Consider the following 20,579-nt stretch of genomic DNA (forward strand, 5'->3'; position numbering starts at 1 on the left):
CCGGACCCGACGCCGACCCCGGACCCGACGCCGACCCCGGACCCCACTCCGACCCCGGACCCCACTCCGACGCCGGACCCGACGCCCGCGCCGGACCCGACGCCCGACCCGGGAGCTGCGATCCCGGCGGGGGCGGTCGGGGCGTGGGGCTTCGACGAAGGGCAGGGCAGCACGGCGGCGGACGGTTCGACCACCGGCGCGACGGCGTCGCTGCGTTCCGGAGCGACGTGGGCGGCGGGCCTCAGCGGCACGGCGCTGGGGCTGGACGGCGTCGACGACTTCGCGCGCGTCGACGACCGGGACGCCCTCGACCTCGCCGGCCCGATGACGGTCTCGGCCTGGGTGCGCCCCGAGCAGAAGGCGACCCAGTACGTGCTCAAGAAGGCCGCCCAGGGGGTGACGGACGGGTACGAGCTGGGTCTGGCGAACGGTGGGACGGCGTTCCTGCGGTTCAACCACGCGTCGTCCGGGGACACCTACCGCGTCGACACCACGACGCCGTACCCGACCGACGGCACCTGGGTGCACCTCGTGGGCACCTACGACGGCACGTGGATGCGGATCTACGTGAACGGCGTCGAGCAGGCGTCGAAGGCCGGGCCGACCGCCGTCGGCACCAACGCACTCCGGCTGGGCATCGGCGCCGAGTCCGACGGGACTCGTCCCATGAAGGGCCGCATCGACGGCGTGCGGCTCTACGACCGTGCTCTGAGCGGCGCGGAGGTGGCGCAGCTCTACGCCGCGCCCGGGAAGTAGCGGAGGCCCCGGGTCTTCGGCTCCTGCCCCGGCCTCTCCGAGGCTCCCTCGCGGGTTTCGCCGGGGAGCCGAGCCCGGGTACAGTAGTCAGGTTGCCTCGGCGAGGGACGTCTGACGGCCGGCAGCGCTGGACCGGTGAGCACACCGGCGGCGCGGGGACCGCGAGTGTCAGCCAGACCTGTTGGATCTCCGTTATCGACTGGGCGGTCGTCCTCCTGCGCGCCCGTCATTCGTCCCGCGCCGACGCAGCCGCCCGTCCGGGTGGCCCTCTCAACCGTCCGGACAGCCGACCGCTCCCCACTGGCGGCCGGCCCGCAACGTTCTTCCAGGAGTGATCCACGTGTCTGAGATCAAGCTCGCCGCCGAGGCCCGCACCGAGTTCGGCAAGGGTGCCGCCCGCCGCGTCCGCCGCGCCGGCAAGATCCCCGCGGTCCTCTACGGCCACGGCACCGACCCGCTGCACGTGACCCTGCCGGGTCACGAGACGATGATGGCGCTCAAGCACTCGAACGCGCTGTTCTCGATCGAGCTCGACGGCAAGGCCCAGCTCGCGATCGCCAAGGACGTCCAGCGCGAGCCGGTCCGCAACGTCATCGAGCACGTCGACCTCCTCATCGTGAAGAAGGGCGAGAAGGTCGAGGTCGAGGTGCCGGTGCACGTCGTCGGCGAGCCCGTCCCCGGCACGATCCACCTGCTCGAGCAGCTCACCCTCGTGGTCGAGGCGGACGCGACGCGCCTGCCCGACGCGATCGAGGTCTCCGTCGACGGCCTCGAGGCCGGCTCGGTCGTGTACGCGGGCGACGTCACGCTGCCGGAGGGCGTCACGCTCGTGACGGACGCCTCGGCCGACGTCCTCATCGTCAGCGAGCCCAAGGTCGAGGCTGCCGAGGACGAGGCCGCCGAGGACGCCGCCCCGGCCGAGGCCGCCGCGGAGTGACCCTCCCCGTCGTCGGCTGACGCCACGACGACCCGCGTCGGACGCCCGGTACCGTGACGGTGCCGGGCGTCCGTGCGCCCGCACCATCACCTGCACCACCTCCCGCCGGCGTGCCGCCCGGGGCGGGACCCGGACGAAGGACGAGGGACGACATGACCGACCAGCCGTGGCTCGTCGTCGGGCTCGGCAACCCCGGGCCGACGTACGCGGGCAACCGTCACAACCTGGGACACATGGTCCTCGACGTCCTCGCGGGGCGCGCCGCCGCGCGGTTCGCGCGCCACCCGCGGGCGCAGGCCGCCGTCGCCGAGGCCCGCATCGGCATGCTGCCGGGCGGACGGCCCGGGCCGCGCGTCGTCCTCGCGAAGCCCACGACGTACATGAACGTCTCCGGGGGCCCCGTGTCCGGGCTCGCGAAGTACTACGGGATCGACCCGGACCACGTCGTCGTGGTCCACGACGAGGTCGACATCCCGTTCGGCGCCGTGAAGCTGAAGATCGGCGGCGGCGAGGGTGGGCACAACGGCCTGCGCGACATCAGCAAGGCCCTGGGCACCAAGGACTACGTGCGCGTGCGCGGGGGCGTCGGGCGCCCCCCGGGCCGTCAGGACACCGCGGACTTCGTGCTCAAGGACTTCAAGGGGCCCGAGGCCAAGGAGCTCCCGTTCCTGCTCGACGACGCCGCGGACGCCGTCGAGATGCTGCTCACCGAGGGCCTGCTCGCCGCCCAGGGGAAGTTCCACACCAGGGCGTAGGCCGCGTCGAGCGCGTCGTGACGCCCCTTTTCACCCGGGTGAGGTCCCTTCGTCCCCCTCTCCGGCCCGCCCCTCCGACCTAGGCTGGTTGCCTGCGTTCGCGAGGGAGGACCGATGACCCACGGTGTCGCGCTCGCGCACGACTACGCGACCCAGCGTGGCGGCGCGGAGCGGGTCGCGCTGCTGCTCGCCGACGCGTTCCCCGGCGCGCCGATGTACACGACGCTGTACGACCCGGCCGGGACGTTCCCCGAGTTCGGCTCGCTCGACCTGCGCACGTCCGCCCTCGACCGGGCCGCGCTGCTGCGGCGGCACCACCGGGTCGCGCTCCCGTTCCTCGCGCCCGCGGTCGACCGCCAGCGCGTCGAGGCCGACGTCCTGCTCGCGTCCTCCACCGGGTGGGCGCACGGCTACCGCGGGGCGCGGCGCACGGTCGTCTATTGCCACGCCCCGGCGCGGTGGCTGTACCAGCGCGACCGGTACCTCGGGCCGTCCGAGGGCTCCGCGGCGCACCGGGCCCGACGCCGTGCCGCGGCGACCGCGCTCGGTCTCCTCTCCCCGGGGTTGCGCCGGTGGGACGGTGCCGCCGCGCGGCGCGCGGACGTCTACCTCGCCAACTCGACCGTCACGCAGCGTGCGATCCGTGCCGCCTACGGGATCGAGGCGGAGGTGCTCGCGCCGCCGCCGGCGATGCTGCCCGACGGCGAGGAGCGTGCCGTCCCCGGCGTGGAGCCCGGCTTCCTCCTGTGCGTGGCGCGCCTGCTGCCGTACAAGAACGTCGACGTCGTCGTCGAGGCGGCGCTCTCGACGGGGCGTGAGCTCGTCGTCGTCGGGGACGGCCCCGACCGCGCCCGGCTGGAGGCGCAGGCCGCGCGCGGGGGCGGCCGGGTGCACCTGCTCGGCCGTGTCGACGACGCGACGCTGCGCTGGGTCTACCGGAACGCGTCGGCGCTCGTCGCGGCGTCGTACGAGGACTACGGGCTCTCGCCGCTGGAGGCTGGGGCGTTCGGTCGGCCGAGCGTGGTGCTGCGCGACGGGGGCTACCTCGACACGGTCGTGGACGGCGTCAACGGGGTCTTCTTCGACGCGCCGCGGCCCGACCTCGTCGCCGAGGCCGTCGAGGTGGCGGCGGGGCGCACGTGGGATGATGACGCGGTCACGGCGCACGTCGCGACGTTCGGCCGTGAACGGTTCGTCGCGCGGCTGCGTGGCGTGGTGGCCCAGCAGCAGGGCCACACCGTCGGTACGGGTCGGCCCGGTGGGGGGAGAGCGCAGCGATGACCATCAGGGAGTTCCTCCGCACCGTCTGGGCGGGCAAGTACTACGTGCTCGCCGCGATCCTCGTCGTGGTCGGCGCCGCGCTGTTCTACGTCGACCGGCAGGAGACGATGTACCGCGCGACCGCGACGGTCCAGCTCTACGGCGTGCAGAGCGCGCAGGGCGGGGAGTCGCTCGTCGAGGTCACGGTCGTGACCGACGCCGAGGACGTGACGTCGCCCGAGGTCGCGGCCGCCGCGGCCGCCGCGCTCGGCGAGCCCGAGGCGGCGGACGAGCTGGCGGACCAGGTGTCGGCCGACGTCGACGGCGAGACCAAGACGGTGGCGATCCACGCCACGACGACCGAGGAGGCGCGGTCCGTCGAGGTGGCGAACGCGTTCGCGGACGCCTACGCGGCGCAGCTCGTCACGATCCAGGCCGACCAGGTCGCCGAGCTCGAGGCCCGTCGCCAGGCACTCGCCGACCAGCTCGCGGGCGTCCGCCAGCGGCTGGGGGCAGACCCGGAGGACCCGCTGGCGCTCGCCGAGCAGGACATCATCGTCGGCGACTACTCCGCGCTCACCGTGCAGATCAACTCGTTGCGCGGCATCGCCGTGCCGGGCGAGGTCGCGGCACCGGCGACGGGGGCCGAGCCCCTCGGGCTCTCGCGGCTCACGGTGCTGGCGCTGGCCCTGCTCGTGGGCCTCGTGGCGGGCATCGGGCTGGCGTTCGCCCGGCGGGGGCTCGATGTCCGGGTCCGGAGCGCGGCCGAGTCCACACGGCTCACGGACACGCCGGTCCTCGCGGAGCTCTACGGCACGCGGCCTGCGGAGAAGGAGTTCACGCACACCCAGGCCCTGCCCGTCGCGAGCAAGGTCGCGACGCCGTTCACGGAGTCGATCCGCGAGCTCCGCACCGCAGTGCAGGTGTCCACGGCCGGCATGAAGCACACGGTCGTCGTCGTCACGGCGGCCGACCCGTCGGCACCGCGCTCGTTCATCACGGCGAACCTCGCGGCCTCGTTCGCGCTGAGCGGGCGCCGCACGGTGGCGCTGTCCGGCGACCTGCGGCGCCCGCAGCTCGACCGCATGCTCCCGGCCCCCGACGACTGGGACGGGAAGGGCCAGGATCAGGAGCTGCGCCCGACCGCGGTGCCGAACTTGCGGGTCATGCCGGTGCCGGAGGAGGAGATGGACCCGGCGGACTTCCTCGCCACGGAGCGTGCGCGGGCGCTCGTCCGGAGCCTGCGCGACCACGCGGAGGTCGTCGTGGTGGACGCGCCCCCGGTCCTGGCCGCGGCCGACGCGACGATCCTCGGCGGCTACGCGAACGGGGTCGTGCTCATCGCGTCGGCCGGACGTACCGACCGTGCGGTGCTCGCCGAGGCGACGGAGCGGCTGCGCGTCAGCAACGTCCCGCTGCTCGGCATCGCGCTCACCGGGGTCACGGGCGACCGGCGGATGCTCTACGCGTCCACGTACGGCGACGACACGGAGCAGGAGACCGGCGCCGGCGAGGCACGGGCCGCAGCGCCGGCGCCGTCCGACCCGTCCCGGGCGACCGGGCGCCCCGCGGCGCAGGCGCCCGCCCCCGCCGAGCCGTCCGGGCCGGCGCGGTCCGGCCGGCCGGAGGGGGAGCCCGCCCGGGACGAGGCCGCGCGCACGGTCGGCACGCGACGCGCGTCGGTCGCCGCGGCGGCGGTCGCGGTCGACGAGGCCGCGGGGCGCGCCGCGCCGCCCGCCGGGGCCGTCGGCAGCGCGTCCACGGCGCCCGACGGTCCTGTCGCGCCCGGCGCCTCGCAGGGTCCGGGCAAGCGGAACGCCGTGCTCTCGCCGGCGTGGAGCAAGGTCGAGCCGGCCACACCGGACGACACCGGTGACGAGCCCGCGCCCGACGAGCGCAAGCGCCCGTTCCGGTGGTGACCGCCCCGGGCGGTCCGCCGCTCCGGGTCCTCGTCCTCGACCACACCGCGGAGCTCGGCGGGGCGGAGCTCGCGCTCGTGCGCACGTGCGCGGCGCTCGGGCCCGAGGTGGACGTGCGGGTCCTGCTCTTCGCCGACGGCCCCCTGCGCGCGCGCCTCGAGGAGATCGGCGTGCGGGTCGACGTCGTCGCGCTCGCGCCGTCGGTGGCGACCGCCGACCGGGAGCGCGCCGGGCGGTTGTCGCCGTCGACGCTCACGGGCGCCCTGCGGACGCTCCCGTTCCTCTGGCGGCTCGTGCGTCGGGTGCGCGCCCTGCGGCCCGACGTCGTGCACACGACGTCGCTCAAGGCCGACCTCCTGGGGATCGTGCCCGCGGCGCTCGCGCGGCGGCCGCTCGTGTGGCACGTCCACGACCGCATCGCCCCCGACTACCTGCCCGGACCGCTCGTCCGGGTCGTGCGCGGGCTGGCGCGCCGGGTCCCCGCGGCGGTGGTCGCGAACTCGCGCGCGACGGCAGAGACGCTGCCCGTGGTGACGGCCGTCGCGTACCCGGGATTCGCGCCGGAGCAGGTGGTGGGCGCCGAGCGCGCGCTCGCGGCCCGCTCCGGGGCCCCGGAGCCCGTGGTCGTCATGGTCGGACGGCTCAGCCCGACCAAGGGCCAGCTCGAGGTCGTGCGCGCGCTGCGCACGGTCGTGGACGCGGTGCCGACGGCGCGGCTGCGGGTCGTCGGAGAGCCGGCGTTCGGGGCCGAGGACTACGCGGCGCTGGTCCGGGCCGAGGTGACCCGGCTCGGGCTCGACGACCACGTCGACCTCGTCGGCTTCGTGCCGGACCCGCGGGCGGAGCTCGACCGGGCGGCGGTGTGCGTGCACGCGTCGCCCGTGCCCGAGCCGTTCGGCCAGGTCGTCGTCGAGGCGATGGTCCGGGGCGTCCCGCTCGTCGCGACGCGGGCGGGCGGCGTCGAGGAGATCCTCGACGACCCCGAGGAAGGACGTGACCCGCTCGGGCTCCTCGTCCCGCCCGGCGACGCCGAGGCGATCGCGGCGGCGCTGCTCGACGTGCTGCACGACCCGGCCGCGGCCCGCGAGCGCGCGCTCCGGGCGCGCGCGTCGGCGCTCCGCAGGTTCCCCGTGGGGCGCACGGCGCGGGTGCTCACGGACGTCTGGACGTCCGTGTCCGGGCCAGCGCCGCGCGCATGAGCGCGGCCTGGCCGCGCCAGGTCGGGACGTCGGGCGGGTCGGTGGCGAGCCGGTCGGCGCGCGGGGGCGCCGCGTCGCCGAGCGCGGCGAGCACCGCCGTCGGGAAGTCCTCGCCGGCGGCGACCCGCACCCCGGGCTCGTCCCGGAACCCGGCCACGGGCGTCGACACCACGGGCCGCTCGACGGCCCGGTACTCGTAGAGCTTGATGGGGTCCAGGCTGTCCGTGAACGCGTCGACGACGTGCGGGACGAGCAGGACGTCGGCGTGGCGCAGGTAGGCGGGAACGTCGGTCCAGGGACGGGGACCGAGGAGCACGACCTCGGCGCGCGCGAGGTCGGCGTGCTCGGCGGCGGAGAGGTCCACCACCGGGCCGACGAGCACCACGCGGGCGTGCCCGTCGAGCGCGCGGGCCGTGGCGAGCAGCAGCGGGACGTCGAACCGGTCGGGGTGCACGGTCCCGACGTAGAGCGCGACCGGGCCGGCGGGGAGGTCGGACGGACGGTCGTACGCGCCGCGGTAGCGGTCGAGGTCGACGCCGTTCGTCAGGAGCGTCACGTCGCGGATCGCCCCCTTGCGCGCGACCAGGCCCGAGGAGCACACCGTGACCTCGGCGCACCGCTCCAGCAGCGTCGCCTCGTCCTCGACCAGCCGAGCGTGCTCGGCGGGGGAGCGGTCGGCGGCGAGCCAGTCGTCGGTGACGTCGTAGAGCGCGGGCCAGCCCGTGCGCCGCACGACCGCGGCGCCGGAGGGGTCGTTGACCCAGAGCACCGGGCGGCGCAGGCCGACGCGGGCCACGGCGCGCTCGACCGACCGTGCGAGCCGTGCGTCCGCGCGCGGGTCGACCCTGCGAGGGAGCCACTTGGTCGGCTCGTGGAGGAGCACGCGCCCCGGGGCGATCCCGTCCACGGCGGGCGCGGTGCGCAGACCGCGGCCGGGGCGGGGGACGCCGCGCCGGCTGAGCCGGTGGAGCGGGTCGGCCGCCGGCTCGACGAACAGCACGCGGGCCGTCGGGTCGGCGCGGCACAGCTCCGCGACGAGGTACTGGTTGCGGCGCCACACGTCGTCCCAGCGCTCGAGCGACAGGACGACGACGTCGCCCGCACCCACATCGCCCACGGCGCCCGCGGCGGCCGTCACGCGAGCACCGCGCGGTAGACCGCGTCCGTCCCGGCGACCTGCGCCGCGGGCGTGAAGCGCGCGCGCTGCGCGGCGCGGCCGGCGGCGGCGCACGCGTCGCGGCGTCCGGGATCGGCTGCGAGCGCGGCCAGGGAGCGGCCGGCGGCGACCGGGTCGAGCGCGGGGTAGAGCGTGAGCGGGTCGATCCCGCCGAGCGTCTCGCGGTGCCCGCCCGCCGCGGACGCGACGACCGGCAGGCCGCTCGCCATCGCCTCGAGCACGCTCAGCCCCAGTCCCTCCACGGGGCACGGCGCGACGAGCAGGCCCGCGCGGCCCAGGAGGGCGTCGACGTCGTCGCGCGCCCCGAGGAACGACGTGGCGCCCTCGATGCCGAGCGACCGGGAGAGGCCTTCGAGCGCCGTCCGCTGCGCGCCGTCGCCCGCGACCTCGAGCCGCCATCCGCGGTCCGCGAGCCCGGAGGCCGCGAACGCCTCGAGCGCGAGGTCGGTGCGCTTCTCGGCCTCGAGCCGCTGCACGACCAGCACGACGTCGTCGCGCGCGGCGGCGTCGCGCCCGTCGGGACGGTCCGCCACGCCGGGGTGCACCACCACGCTGTCCCCCTCCACGTGGTCCGCGACGTACCGGCTGATGGCGATCTGGGCCCGTACCGACGACGCGGCGACGACCGCGACGAGCCGTCCCCGCGCCCCGGTGCCGCGCCGCCGGGCGAAGTGGCGCGTCGACACGACCGGCGGGAACCCGCGCGTCGTGCGGGCCGCGACGGCCGCGGCGACCTCGGCCGCCGTCATGTGCACGTGGACGACGTCCGCCGTCGCCGCGTGCCGGCGCAGCGCCCGCACGACGTCGCCGGTCGAGGCCGCCGGGAGGAGGGGGACGGTGGGGTCGTCCACCGTCGCGCGCATGCCGTCGGGCGCTCCGCCGACGACCGCGACGTCGTGGCCAGCGGCCGACTGCGCGCGCGCGAGCCGCGCCACGTGCCGCTCGACGCCGGCGAAGCCGTCGGACCGGACGGCGTGGAGGATCCTCACGGGCGGGGCTCCGATCGTGCGGTGGCGAGCGCCGCCGCGAGCTCGAGGTAGCGACGTGCGACGGCGTCCCAGTCGTGCCGCACGGCGGCGGCACGCGCGCGCGCCGAGACCTCGGCACGCTCGTCGTCGTCCAGGGCGGCGACGGCCGCGAGCCCGGTCCGGACGCCCTCGACCGTCCGGTCCACCAGCCACCCGGTGACCCCGTCCTCGACCACGTCGGGCGCATAGCCCACGGGGGTCGCGACGACCGGGACCCCGCACGCGAGCGCCTCGAGGACGACGAGCGCGTTCGCCTCGTACGCGCTGGGCAGGGCGAGGGCGTCGGCGGCGTGCAGCCAGGGCCGGGGGTCGGGCACGCGGCCCGCGAGGTGCACGCGGCCGGCCGTCCCGAGGCGGGCGACCCGCGCCCGGACGTCGGCGAGCATGTCCGGCGTCCCCCCGACGACGCTCACGTGGACGTCCGGCAGGTCCAGGGCCGCGGCGAGCACGAGGTCGAGGCCCTTGCGGTCGAACTCGTGCCCGACGAACACGACGTGGACGGCGCCCGCGGGCACGCCCGCCGCGGTCCGGGCGGCGGCACGCTCGGTGGGCGTGGGCGGCGCGAAGCGTGCGACGTCCACCCCGTTGCCGATGACGACCGCCCGGGCGCGCAGCCGCGGGTACGTGCTGCGCAGCGCGTCGCGCTCGAACCGCGTGAGGTTGACGACGACGCGGTGGGCGCGGCCGCGGTACCGGAGCGCGTCGCGGGCCGCCGTGAAGAGGTGCAGCGGGTTGCGCGCCATGCGCCACGCGTACCCGCCGCGCGCCCGCATGGCGACCCGGAGGATGCCGTGGTTGACGTAGACGTCGCCGGCGAGGACGTCGTTGTGGCAGATCGAGACCACCGCGTCCCCGGCGCCCCGGCCCGCGCGGCGCTCGCGGGCGACCCGGCGACGGGCGAGGACCGTCCCGACCGTGGAGAACCACACGACCCGCGCGAGGAGCACGAGCCGGCCCCGGACGCCCGGTCCGGGCTCGGGGAGCCACGTGCCGCGCGCGTCGGCGAGCGTGAAGCGCGCGGTCGGTACCCCGGCGCGCTCGAACGCCTCCTCCAGGTGGTGCGCGACGCCGCCGACGCCGCTGCCCGGGGCGATCTCCGGGGCGATCTGCAGGATCCGCAGCTCGGTCATCGTTCGGCCATCTCCCGCACGGATCGCAGCTCGTCGAGAGGGAGCTCTCGACCGGTCACGTCGCGGGCGCGCTGCCGCGACTCGGCGTACGCCTCGGCGCCCAGGCACACACCCACGATGACGAAGGGCACCGTCACCTGGACGGACACCCAGAAGAGGTCGAACTGGCCCTGGACGAAGCGCATCATGAGCATCGAGAACGCGAGGGTCCCGAAGCGGGGGTTGATCCGCCACAGCACGACCATCCCGCCGAGGAACAGCACGAGGAACCCGACGAGCCCGACGATCCCGGCGGACGTCAGCACCTCGAGCTCGACGTTGGGCGGCTGGAAGACGAACTCCGTGACGCCCGCGGTCCACCACCGCAGCCCCATGCCGACCCAGGGACTGCGCTGCCACACGTCGATCGAGTCGGCGTACCAGGTGAGCCGCTGGTTCGCGGAGTTGAACTCGTTCCCCGACTCGAGCTGCTCCTGCACGGCGAGCACGACGAAGTAGATGGCCGGGACCGCGGCGAGCAGGATGAGCTTCGAGCGCTTGCGGTCGGGGTCGCCCCGCAGCGTGATGAGCATGATGCCGATCGCGAGCCCGATGAGCGCCTGCCGCGCCTGGGCGGCGAGCACGCCGAGGGAGCAGAGCCAGAACGCCCCGAGCGAGAACCAGCGCGGCCAGCCGACCCACCACGGTCGTGCGTAGGCCGTGAGCGCGGCGAACGCGAGCACGCACCCGATGAAGTTCTTGTGCATCGCGAGCGGAGTCTCGATGTACACCGGTCCCGTGTTGCCCGCCGCGAGCTGCTGGAGCGCGACCAGGCAGGTCTGCGCAGCGATGGCGAGGCACGGCAGCAGGAAGAGGGTGAGGCCGAGCCGGGCGCGACCCGAGCGGCCGACCGCCCAGCCCAGGACGAGGGCGCCCGCGACGGAGAGCCATGCGTGGAACCACTCGACGACGTTCGCGCTGAAGGGATTGACGAGCACGGTGAAGAGCGTCGCGACCTGGTAGACGAACGAGAGCCAGAGCATCGCGCGCATCGGCCGCGAGAACGGCCGGGGCGAGAAGAAGAGCGCGAACCAGAACGCGCCGAACAGCGCGAAGTCGCTGAGGGAGAGGTCGACCCCGCCCCCGCCGACGCGCTGGACGACCACGAGCGCGGGCATGGCGAGGATCGGCAGGGCCACCGGCTCGTACGCCGTGAGCCCGACGACGAGCACCACGAGCGCGCCGCCGACAGCGGCCATCTGGAGCTCGGGGACGACGAAGCCGAGGAGCGCGAGGAGCGCGACGACGACGGCTCCCCCGAGGAGCCAGCCGGCGACGGTCCGGCTGCGCGCGGCGAGCGCGCCGGGGACGCGCGGCGCACGGTAGAGGACGGGCCGACGCCGGAGGAGCGGGGCGCGCTGCGTCACAGCGCCGACTCCGCGCGGACGGGCCCCGCGAGGTAGAGCCGCAGCCGCCGCCGCGCGGACTCGCGACCGTCCCCGCGCAGCGCGACGGAGCGCGCCGCCGCCCCGACGACGGCCCCGGCACGCGCGAGCGCCCAGCCCGCACGACCGTGGTGCTTGCGCAGGTAGCGCTCCTGCGACGCGTGGAAGTGCGTCTCCCGGCGGCTCGGGTCGCTGCTCGTCGCGCCGCCGAGGTGCAGCGCGTGCGCCTCGGGCACGACGGCGTGCCGCCACCCGGCCCGCACCGCGCGGTACGCCCAGTCGGTCTCCTCCGCGTAGAGGAAGAACCGCTCGTCGAAGCCGCCCACGTCGTCGAGCGCCGCCGCGCGGAGCAGCAGCACCGAGCCGATGACGAACGAGCGCTCCGCCGGGGTCCGGCGCAGCCGCGCGAGCCCGACGGCCTCCGTCCACGTGGCCGCCGGGGACGGGAACGGCCAGACCACGCGCGCCCGGGTGCCGTCGTCGTCCACCTGCTCCGGCCCCACGCTCGCGATCCCCGGGTCGGCGTGGAGCGCGCGGTGGAGGGCCTGGACGTCCTCGGAGGTCACGACGGCGTCCGGGTTGAGGAGGAGGACGTCGGCGCTGGGCACCTGGCGGTGGGCGAGCGCGTGGTTCACCCCCGCGGCGAACCCGCCGTTGCGGCCGGGGTCGAGGTAGCGCCCGCCCGCGAGCTCGGTGATCTCCCGGATCTCGGGCAGGGACGAGTTGTCGACGACCGTGATCGGGTACTTCCCGGCGAGCGGGGCGAGCGCGTCGCGCACCATCGCGGGGGAGCCGTAGGCGACGACGACGACCTCGGGCGGCACGCCCGCGGACGGGTCGCGCTCGTCGGTCGGCCGCGCACGCGCGGAGCCCGGCCCACCGTCGACCGCCGTCCGGTAGAGCCCGGCGTAGCGGCGGGCGACCTCGGCCCACGAGCACGCCGCCGCGCGCTCCGCCCCCGCCGCGCGCAGGCGGTCGGCCAGGCCGTCCTCGTCGCGGACGCGCACGAGCGCGGCGCGCAGGGCGGCCGGGTCCTCGGGGGCGACGAGCAGGCCCGCGCCGCCCACGACGTCGGGCAGCGCTCCCGTGCGGGTCGCCACGACCGGCACGCCGCACGCCATCGCCTCGACCGCGACCCGCCCGAACTGCTCGACCCAGCCGGGCGTCTCGCGCGACGGGACGGCGAGCGCGTCGAGCGAGCGGTAGAACGCGACGAGGTCGGCGTCCGTGAGCGCGCCGACGAACCGGACCCGGTCGCCGAGCGGTCGCGCCGCCTCCTGGAGCGCCGCGCGGTCCGGGCCGTCGCCCGCGACGACGAGGTCGAGCCGGTCGTCGCCCGCGACCGCGGCGAGGAGCACGTCGACGCCCTTGTGGTGCGCGAGCCGCCCCGCGTACCCCACGCGGAGGCGATCCGGGGCGCGGTCGTCCCGACCGGCGTCGGGCGCGAAGACCGCCGGGTCGACGCCCAGCGGGACCGTCTCGACGCGCCCTCGGGCGCCCTTGGCGCGCACGATCCTGCCCGCCTCGTCGTTGCAGACCGACATGGCCGCAGCACCGCGCAGCGCGCGCGCCTCGAACCACCGGAACGGCCACGGGTAGCGCTTGTCGAGGTTCTGCGCGGAGTAGAGGAGGTACGGCGGGGCGGGGCGGCGCGAGACGACCGCGCGCAGCCGGCGCAGCAGGAGGACCTGCGCCGTCGCGAGCGCGAAGGGCTCCTCGTGCACGTCGAGCACGTCCCACTCCTGCCCGAGCGCGCGCCACAGGGGGAGCGGGTCGTACACGAAGAGGGCGGGGTGCGACCCGATCGTCCGCACGCCCCGCACCGGCTCGCCCGGGCGGGGCACGAGGCGGACGGTCGTGCCGCCCTCGTCCCACGCGCGCGCCGACAGCAGCCGGACGTCGACCCCCCGCGCACGCAGCTCGCGCTCGCGCTCGCGCCAGGCGTCGACCACGGCGCTGTGCGAGACGCGAAGGACCCTCATGTGGGAGATTGTCCCCCAGCAGGCCACGGATCCCGCGGGAATCCGCCGATTTCACCCCATCCGTCCGCGGCCCGGGTGCGGTGGCCGCGCAGGACGGCGACACGGCAGGGACGCGGCGAAGACACGGAGGAGCACGTGGGCGAGGTCCGGCAGACGGACGAGGACGGCACCGCCCTCCCGAGCGTGAGCGTCGTCGTGGCGACGAACCGCGGCGGGCCGTTCCTCGCGGAGGCGCTCGCGTCCGTCCTCGCGCAGTCGTACCCCGCCGCCGAGCTCGTCGTCGTCGACGACGGCTCGCCCGAGCCGGCGGACTTGCTCCGGATCGTCGAGGACGCGGCGCGGGACGTCGCGTCTCCTCGGCCGCGCGTGGTGCGACGGGCAGCCGCGGGCGTGTCCGCGGCGCGCAACGCCGGGGTCGCCGAGACCTCCGGCGAGCTGGTCGCGTTCCTCGACGACGACGACCGCTGGCACCCGGACCGGCTGCGGCGCCACGCCGAGGTCATGGCCGCGCGGCCGGACGTCGTGGTGAGCTACTGCGGGATGCGGACGATCGACGCCGGCGGTGCCGAGCTCGTCGCCGCGGACCAGCGGGCCGCCGACGACCAGCGCGCCGTGATCCGCGGACCGGGCGTCATGCTCCCGAACCTCGTGATCCGTCGGGAGACGTTCGACGCCGTCGGCGGCTTCGACCCGGAGTATCGGCAGGGCGAGGACATGGACCTCGTCCTGAAGGCCGCCGCGCGGGGGCCGTTCGCCTTCGTGGACGACGTCCTCGTGGACTACCGCCACCACACATCGAACACCACGCGCTCCCACCGCGACCTCGCGACGAGCCTGCGCGTCATCCTGCGCCGGCACCGGGACGACGCGCGCGCGGCGGGCCGCCGCGACCTCGTGCTCGCCTACGACGACCGGCTCGCCGCCAACGAGCGGTTCGCGTGGTGGAGCGCCGGTCGAGCCGCGCGCTCCGCGGTCCGCCTGCGCCGGCCCGCTGCCGCGGTCGGTGAGGTGGCCTGGGCGGTCCGGTTCGCGCCCGGCGCTCCGGTCCGCCGGGCCTGGGCCGGGGTGCGGCGCACGTCGCGCGCGTGAGACCTCCGGGACTCAGCCCGGGAGAGCGTCGACCGTGACGACCGACGCGCGCATCGTGGACAACGTCCACGGCTTGTACCGCCGCCGCGGCAGGCTGTACGAGACGACCCGGTCCAGGACGACGAGCGTGGCGACCTGGGCGACGGTGAGCTCGCCGCGCCGGGAGGCCACGCTCGTGGCGAGCGGGCCGGTGAGCTCGTCGGCCGCGAGCCGGCGGACCGCCTCGGCCAGCCCCGATCCCGTCCGTGCCAGGTCGACCTGGCACGCCGCGTACGCCGCGTCGAGCACGAGCGGGTTGTCGGGCTCGAAGCGGTTCCAGTCGACGAGGTGCGCCGAGCCCTCGGCGGTCACGAGGACGTTGTCCGGGTGGAGGTCGCCGTGGGTCGGGCCGACGGGGACGAGCAGGTGGCCGTGGGCCCGCAGAACACGGTCCCGCAGGCTCGCGGCGCCGATCTCGGCGCAGTCCCGCTCGCCCCGCGCGGACTCGAGACGCCGCCAGGCGGCCGTCGTCCGGAGCGGGCGGTGCGCGTCCGGCGACGTCGGCGCCGGCAGCGCCCGTGCCAGGACGTCCTCGGCCTCGTCGAGGGAGACGGGCCGGGCGCGGAGCAGCGGCGCGTCGGCGACACGGACGCCGTCGTACGACGGCGCCATGACCTCGTCGAGCACGAAGGCGCCGAACCCCGACGCGGCGGCCTCGTGCGTCGCCGCGACCTCCCGCCCCAGAGCCTGCTGCTGGTCGGCTGACAGCGGGACCTTGACGAACCGCTCGCCGCGCACGGCGACCCGGGCGTCCGACAGGGCGGCGACGACCGGGTGGCGCGACCTCGCCACCCGCTCGGCCAGCGTCGTCACGTCCCGTGAGGTGTCGCGACGGCGCCGGGCGAGCACGACGGCGTCCGGCGCCAGGACGCCGGACGCGCCCAGGGCTCGGAGCGTACGGGCCGCCGCCTGCCGCGCCCCCGTCCTGAGGTCGGTGGCGGCGAGCTCCTCCCGCAGCCGCGGAGCCGGGACGAGGCGGGCCCAGTCGTCGCGACGGGGCAGCAGGGCGTGCCGTCCGACCGGGACGAGCCCGGCGCGAGCGAGGAGATACCGCACCGGCACGACGTCCGCGCCCGCGGCCGCACGCCGTCGGACCGCGTCGACGGTACGCCGTCCGCGGTGCCGGACGTCGGCGACGACCGTCCCGCCGGGCGCCAGGACCCGCTCGACCTCGACCAGGAAGCCCACGGCCCCGCGGACCCCGACGAGAGCGAGCACCTCGTCCACGTCGACCCAGACGAGGTCGACGGACGCGTCGGGGAACGGGAGGCGGGCCGGGAGGTCCAGGTGCACGGCGGACGCGCCGGGCACCGGGTGCGCGAGCTGCTGGAAGCGCAGCCGGTCGCCGACCCAGTCGGCCCGTGCGACGTCGAGGCCCAGGAAGTGCAGCGCGGGTGCCAGGGCGTGCCGCTCGCCGCCCAGGACGAGGCCGCGCCCGCCCGCGCGCGGGACGAGGACGGCGGGGCCGCCCGACGCGGGGTGGAGGAGCCGGCGCTGGAGCTCGACCGGCCAGGGCGACTCCGCGTCGGTCATCGCGTCGATCACGAGGTCGACGCTCGTCGCGGAGCGCACCGTGCGTCGCACGTGCTCCGGCACCTCGTGCCAGGGGCGGTCCGCCGCCGCGCGTCGGGTGACGCCGACGTCGTCCGTCACCCGCTCACCCCGGAGCGCCGGGCCCGCCCCCGGTCGGTGAGGCGCCGCCGTGCCCGGACGCCCAGCTCCAGCAGGCCCGCATAGCTGCGCGCCGCGGCGAACCGCAGCTTCGCGCCCCGCTCCTCCGGCCAGGGCGCCTGCCAGATGCGGATCCACACCGTGAAGGTCTGCTTCGTGTTGTGCCAGCTGTCGCGCGCGAAGCCCGCGGTCTCCGGGTTCTCGGTCAGGTCGACGAGGCCGTGCGTGATCCGGACCGTCTTGTGCGTGAGGTCGCGCCACGAGGGTCGCGACGGATGGTCGACGACCGCGTCGGCAGCGAAGTCGAGCCGTCCCCCGATCTCCTGGAGCCGGCGGCCCCACTCGAGGTCGCCGCCCGACTTCAGCGCCGCGTTGAAGTCGCCGACGCGCTCGAACGTCGCCCGGGGCACGACGAGGTTCGCGGTCGCCGCGAAGTGCGTCACGGTCACGAAGCGCTCCTGGTCGAAGCCCTCGACCGTCTCGTACAGCTCGGGGCCGGTCGTCGGGCGCGACCCGTCGCGGAAGAGGATGTTGATGTCACCGCCGACGGCGTCGGGCGGGTCCTCGGCGGTGAGCGCCGCGACGGCGCGCGAGAGCCAGTCCGGGCGCGGGATGCAGTCCCCGTCGGTGAACGCGAGCACCTCGCCCGTCGCGCGTCGCGCGGCCGTGTTGCGCGCGACGTACGACCCGCGCCGGGGCTCGAGGACGACCGTGAAGCGCCCGTCCCCGGCGGGGAGCGCGGGCCGCAGGTCCTCGGTCGAGGCGTTGTCCGCCACGACGACGTCGAACCGGTCCGCCGGGTAGTCCTGGGCGGCGAGGGCCGCGAGGCACGTCCGCAGGCGCGCGACGTCGTTGTAGACCGGCACCACCACGGTGACGGTGGGGTGCGGCGCGCCGGGCGACGGGGCCACGGGGTCGGGGAGGGTCATCGTGCTCCTGTCTCACGCCCGGACGCGGCACGACGTCGGGCCCACTCGGTGTACCGGGAGGTGGCGAGCCACCGGGCGTGCCGGACGCTCGCGCGCGCCCGGCGTGCGACGCGCCGCGGCGGTGAACCGGGCAGGACGGTCAGCAGCCGTAGGCGGTACCGCGCCCGAGCCAGGTGCTGGGTGACGACCGACCCGTCGACGAGCACGTCGAGCGGCAGGCCGGTCGCGGCGAGCCAGCGCGCGTCGTAGCCCATCTCGCCCACCGGGACGTCCCCGCGGAACTCGGGGCCGGGGCCCACCAGCCCGACGGCCCGCGCGAAGGAAGGCGGCTCGTCGTCGTACCGGTGGAGGAACTCGAAGTCGACGACCTTGAGCCCGTGCGTGGGGTCGAGGACGAAGTTGCCGGGCTTCGCGTCCACCAGGTCGTACCCGAGGCCGTGGAGCTCGCGCAGGACGTCGACCATGCTGCGCACGACCGCGAGAGGGAGCAGGCCCGTCCTCGACCGGGCCGCGCCGAGAGTGTCCTCGTAGCAGGGGCACGCGAACCAGTCGGTGCCGGCGGCGACGAGCGGGGGGACCGCGGCGACGCGGCCACCGAGCTCACGGAGCGCGGTGAGCTCGCGGTCGAGGAACCGGGTGAACGGCGGGGCGAACGTCTTCCGGACGACGAGGCCGTCCGTGCCGGCGACCACGTCGACGCGCGCGCGCCGGCCGACGCTGAGCGTGCGGACCGTGCCGGGCGGTGCCACGTGCTGCGCGGCGCGCCGCTCGGCCTCGGCCCGGACGGTCCCGACGGCGTCGGGCGCGATCACGTCGAGGTACTCCCACGCCTCGGCGGTGCTGTCCGAGGAGTGCAGGGGGTTGAACTGCTCGGGCTCCGGCACGCGCTGCTCGACGAGCCGGCGGACCTCCGACTTCGCCTCGAACGTCTCGGCGTTGGTCAGGTGCGGGTAGCGCTCGCGCAGCCAGTCGTAGGGCTCCTCCGGCGCGTAGTGGAGCGCGACGACCATGCGCACGGGATCGCCCCCGCTGCGGGGGAAGGGCCCGCGGCCCCAGTTGCCGCCGCGCAGCGCCGTGGCCGCGCGCTCCCGGGCCGTGGGGCCGAGGTCCGTTGCCAGCAGCACGTCGAAGCCGAAGCGGTCGAGCACCGCCTCGACCTGCTCCGCCGGGACGACGGCGAGGGTCGCCTCGCGCACGAGGAACACAGCGAGCTCCGCGTCGCCGAGCCGGGCGTCGTGGTCGGAGGCGAGCAGACCCCGCGCCCACGCGTTCCCGGACGAGAGCCGTCGCAGCGCGTCGGTCGGCGGTCGCCACCCGACGGACCCGAGGTAGGCGTCCACGTCCTCGTACCAGGGGTCGAGCGCCACCCCCTGCCCTCGCGCGAGCCGCCGGAGCTCCGCGGGATAGTCGTGCTCGGGCGCCGGCTCGGCCGGTCCCAGCCCGCGCGAGGGAAGCCCCGAGCGGCGTCCCTTGTGATAGACCGCGTGGTACGCGAGAGAGTGCAGGTGGTCCTGCGGCGAGGGCACGAGGAACCCGCTCTCGTGCACCACGGCCCGGTCGAGGACCTGCTCGGCGAGGGCCGGGGGATAGTAGGCCGCCCCCTGGTAGTCCGACGCCGCGAGCCCGGACACGCTGTAGAGGTCCACGGGCATCGTCCCCGGCTCCGACTCGAGGATCCCGCGCAGCGCGTCGACGTTGTCGTCCGCCACGAGGAGGTCGAGGTCCTCGCCCGGCTCGATCACCGGGAGCGACTCGAACCAGCGCAGGACCGCGTACCGCAGGCCCGCCTCCTTGAGCCGGGTCGCGAGGCCGGTCGCACCCCAGACGGGTGAGAAGTAGGTGCGCGGGGCCGGGCCGTGCGGCGGCGGCAGGCGGTACAGGTCGAAGGCACGCCCACCCCAGACGAACCGGCCGAGCGGGGCGAGGCGACCGCCCGCCCGGCCGACGAGGACGGCCAGGCGCGCCTCCAGCCCCGAGATCCCGGCCCCGTGCTCGACCGCGAGGTACCGCAGGTGGCCGAGGTCGCGCACCGTCCACAGGACCCGCGCGCGGTCGGCGCGCAGGATCAGCAGGTCCGTCGAGCACCGCGCCGCCACGTCGGGCGTCGGCACGGGGTGGAGCCGGTCGGCCAGGTCGCCGGCCGCACGGCGGGCCGCCGCGAGACGTCCGGGCTCGACGAGGCCGAGGTAGCGGTCGAGGCCGACGGCGCGAAGGTCGGCGGCGACGGCGCCGTCGCGCGCGCCGAGATCGAGGACGCGCGTCCCGGGGGGCAGCGCAGGCGTCGGCTCCACAGCCAAACCCTAGGTCAGCGACGAGCCGTCACCGCGGGTTCGCGGGGAATTCACCCGGGCCGGGCGACCACGCGGTCCCGCTGCCACGGCCCGGGCGCCGTCGGCGTCGATATGCTCGCCTCGGTGTCCGGCTGAGAGGGGTGGTGGCGTGAACGGTCGCCGCGACGCCGGGGGTGCGCCGTGAGCCGCGCCCGGTGGCCCGTGCTCGTCCGCCGGGGAGCCCTCGACCGTGACCCGCGGCCCGCCGGGGGGACGTTCCGGTCCCAGGCCGTCCCGCCCTTCCCCGTGCCGCCCGTGCTCGCGCGCGAGTTCGGCGTGTTCTGCGTCGACACCACCGAGCGGGTCGTCGCCCTGACGTACGACGACGGCCCGCACCCCGAGCACACCCCTCGCCTCCTCGACGTCCTGGCGCGGAGGGGCGCCACGGCCACCTTCTTCGTGCTCGGGCAGCACGTCGCCCGGTACCCGGAGGTGGCGCGACGGGTCGTCGCGGAGGGCCACGAGGTCGCGCTGCACGGTGAGGACCATCGATCCCTCCTCACGCTCGGCGACGAGGAGGCGGTCCGCCGGATCGGCGACGCCAAGCGGCGCGTCGAGGACGTGACCGGCGTGCCGCTGCGGCTCTACCGCCCGCCCTACGGGCGGCACACCGTGCCGCAGGCGCGCGGGATCCGCGCGCTGGGGCTCGAGCTGGTCATCTGGTCGGGGGACGCGCACGACTGGCTGCACGACGACGAGGACCGCATCGCCGGACGCGCCCTCCACGACGTGTTCCCCGGCGGGATCGTGCTGCTCCACGACGACCGGGCCGACCCCGAGACGCTCGAGCCGGGCCAGGAGCTGCCCCGCTTCGACCGCGCGCGGGTGCTCGTCACCCTGCTCGACGGGTTGGCGGCACAGGGCTACCGCACGTCGACGGTCGGCGGCCTCCTCCACGAGCACCGTCCGGTGCGCAGCCGGTCGCGCTCCGAGCGGCCGGCGTCGTGACGGTCA

16 protein-coding genes are annotated in these 20,579 nt (G+C 76.3%); 8 read left to right on the top strand and 8 right to left on the bottom strand.

The annotated features are described in order from the left end of the window. The 6 genes from ABWU78_RS19150 to ABWU78_RS19175 form a co-directional block, all read left to right on the top strand. Window positions 1–756, top strand: a 756-nt coding sequence (locus ABWU78_RS19150; protein WP_439159212.1) for a LamG domain-containing protein, incomplete at its 5' end; no start/stop codon positions are given. Between the two features lie 340 nt (window positions 757–1,096). Then, on the top strand, window positions 1,097–1,693 hold the full coding sequence (locus ABWU78_RS19155; RefSeq protein ID WP_253052891.1) for a 50S ribosomal protein L25/general stress protein Ctc: 597 nt from the start codon (window positions 1,097–1,099) through the stop codon (window positions 1,691–1,693). Between the two features lie 152 nt (window positions 1,694–1,845). After that, window positions 1,846–2,448 carry an aminoacyl-tRNA hydrolase gene (pth, locus tag ABWU78_RS19160; protein WP_253052893.1) on the top strand — a complete coding sequence of 201 codons (603 nt, stop codon included), beginning with the start codon at window positions 1,846–1,848 and terminating at the stop codon, window positions 2,446–2,448. Window positions 2,449–2,562: 114 nt separating this feature from the next. After that, window positions 2,563–3,729 (top strand): glycosyltransferase, encoded by a 1,167-nt coding sequence (locus ABWU78_RS19165; protein ID WP_439159213.1) that lies wholly within the window; start codon window positions 2,563–2,565, stop codon window positions 3,727–3,729. Further along, window positions 3,726–5,627: a hypothetical protein gene (locus tag ABWU78_RS19170; protein ID WP_439159214.1), complete on the top strand. Its 1,902-nt coding sequence runs from the start codon at window positions 3,726–3,728 to the stop codon at window positions 5,625–5,627. The genes ABWU78_RS19165 and ABWU78_RS19170 overlap by 4 nt, the downstream gene beginning before the upstream one ends. Next, window positions 5,624–6,826: a glycosyltransferase gene (locus ABWU78_RS19175; protein WP_439159215.1), complete on the top strand. Its 1,203-nt coding sequence runs from the start codon at window positions 5,624–5,626 to the stop codon at window positions 6,824–6,826. The genes ABWU78_RS19170 and ABWU78_RS19175 overlap by 4 nt, the downstream gene beginning before the upstream one ends. Here the strand turns inward: ABWU78_RS19175 and ABWU78_RS19180 are convergent. The 5 genes from ABWU78_RS19180 to ABWU78_RS19200 are packed head-to-tail and all read right to left on the bottom strand — an operon-like array spanning window position 6,780 to window position 13,567. Then, entirely contained in the window at window positions 6,780–7,964 is a 1,185-nt protein-coding gene (locus tag ABWU78_RS19180) for a glycosyltransferase (protein WP_439159216.1), read from the bottom strand. The two genes, ABWU78_RS19175 and ABWU78_RS19180, sit on opposite strands and share 47 nt — an antisense overlap. Continuing rightward, window positions 7,961–8,992: a glycosyltransferase family 4 protein gene (locus ABWU78_RS19185; RefSeq protein ID WP_253052903.1), complete on the bottom strand. Its 1,032-nt coding sequence runs from the start codon at window positions 8,990–8,992 to the stop codon at window positions 7,961–7,963. Before ABWU78_RS19185 ends, ABWU78_RS19180 begins: the two co-directional genes overlap by 4 nt. After that, window positions 8,989–10,161: a glycosyltransferase family 4 protein gene (locus tag ABWU78_RS19190; protein ID WP_439159217.1), complete on the bottom strand. Its 1,173-nt coding sequence runs from the start codon at window positions 10,159–10,161 to the stop codon at window positions 8,989–8,991. Before ABWU78_RS19190 ends, ABWU78_RS19185 begins: the two co-directional genes overlap by 4 nt. Continuing rightward, window positions 10,158–11,567, bottom strand: a complete 1,410-nt coding sequence (locus tag ABWU78_RS19195) for an O-antigen ligase family protein (protein ID WP_439159218.1) — start codon at window positions 11,565–11,567, stop codon at window positions 10,158–10,160. The genes ABWU78_RS19190 and ABWU78_RS19195 overlap by 4 nt, the downstream gene beginning before the upstream one ends. Further along, the gene (locus ABWU78_RS19200) at window positions 11,564–13,567 is read right to left on the bottom strand and encodes a glycosyltransferase (protein WP_439159219.1); all 2,004 of its coding nucleotides are present in this window, start codon (window positions 13,565–13,567) and stop codon (window positions 11,564–11,566) included. The genes ABWU78_RS19195 and ABWU78_RS19200 overlap by 4 nt, the downstream gene beginning before the upstream one ends. 135 nt (window positions 13,568–13,702) lie before the next feature. On the opposite strand from ABWU78_RS19200, the gene ABWU78_RS19205 reads away from it, so the two are divergent. Then, window positions 13,703–14,656, top strand: a complete 954-nt coding sequence (locus tag ABWU78_RS19205; protein ID WP_353708589.1) for a glycosyltransferase family 2 protein — start codon at window positions 13,703–13,705, stop codon at window positions 14,654–14,656. A gap of 12 nt (window positions 14,657–14,668) precedes the next feature. Here the strand turns inward: ABWU78_RS19205 and ABWU78_RS19210 are convergent, their stop codons facing one another. From ABWU78_RS19210 to ABWU78_RS19220, 3 genes are read right to left on the bottom strand one after another with little or no spacing between them, the layout of a single operon-like run. Continuing rightward, the gene (locus ABWU78_RS19210) at window positions 14,669–16,348 is read right to left on the bottom strand and encodes a hypothetical protein (RefSeq protein ID WP_439159220.1); all 1,680 of its coding nucleotides are present in this window, start codon (window positions 16,346–16,348) and stop codon (window positions 14,669–14,671) included. Beyond that, complete coding sequence (locus ABWU78_RS19215) at window positions 16,345–17,295, bottom strand: glycosyltransferase (RefSeq protein WP_353708591.1); 951 nt, start codon at window positions 17,293–17,295, stop codon at window positions 16,345–16,347. Before ABWU78_RS19215 ends, ABWU78_RS19210 begins: the two co-directional genes overlap by 4 nt. Next, window positions 17,292–19,586 (bottom strand): hypothetical protein, encoded by a 2,295-nt coding sequence (locus ABWU78_RS19220; protein ID WP_439159221.1) that lies wholly within the window; start codon window positions 19,584–19,586, stop codon window positions 17,292–17,294. The genes ABWU78_RS19215 and ABWU78_RS19220 overlap by 4 nt, the downstream gene beginning before the upstream one ends. Before the next feature lie 180 nt (window positions 19,587–19,766). On the opposite strand from ABWU78_RS19220, the gene ABWU78_RS19225 reads away from it, so the two are divergent. Continuing rightward, window positions 19,767–20,573, top strand: a complete 807-nt coding sequence (locus ABWU78_RS19225; RefSeq protein ID WP_439159222.1) for a polysaccharide deacetylase family protein — start codon at window positions 19,767–19,769, stop codon at window positions 20,571–20,573. The last annotated feature ends 6 nt before the right edge of the window (window positions 20,574–20,579 follow it).

Source organism: Cellulosimicrobium sp. CpK407, from assembly GCF_051844275.1.
Lineage (GTDB): Bacteria > Actinomycetota > Actinomycetes > Actinomycetales > Cellulomonadaceae > Cellulosimicrobium > Cellulosimicrobium cellulans_G.

Excerpts from the sequence above, each read along its gene's own strand:
- pth (WP_253052893.1), top strand. The coding sequence starts at position 1,846 with ATGACCGACCAGCCGTGGCTCGTCGTCGGGCTCGGCAACCCCGGGCCG.
- ABWU78_RS19165 (WP_439159213.1), top strand. The coding sequence starts at position 2,563 with ATGACCCACGGTGTCGCGCTCGCGCACGACTACGCGACCCAGCGTGGC.
- ABWU78_RS19170 (WP_439159214.1), top strand. The coding sequence starts at position 3,726 with ATGACCATCAGGGAGTTCCTCCGCACCGTCTGGGCGGGCAAGTACTAC.
- ABWU78_RS19190 (WP_439159217.1), bottom strand. The coding sequence starts at position 10,161 with ATGACCGAGCTGCGGATCCTGCAGATCGCCCCGGAGATCGCCCCGGGC.
- ABWU78_RS19200 (WP_439159219.1), bottom strand. The coding sequence starts at position 13,567 with ATGAGGGTCCTTCGCGTCTCGCACAGCGCCGTGGTCGACGCCTGGCGC.
- ABWU78_RS19215 (WP_353708591.1), bottom strand. The coding sequence starts at position 17,295 with ATGACCCTCCCCGACCCCGTGGCCCCGTCGCCCGGCGCGCCGCACCCC.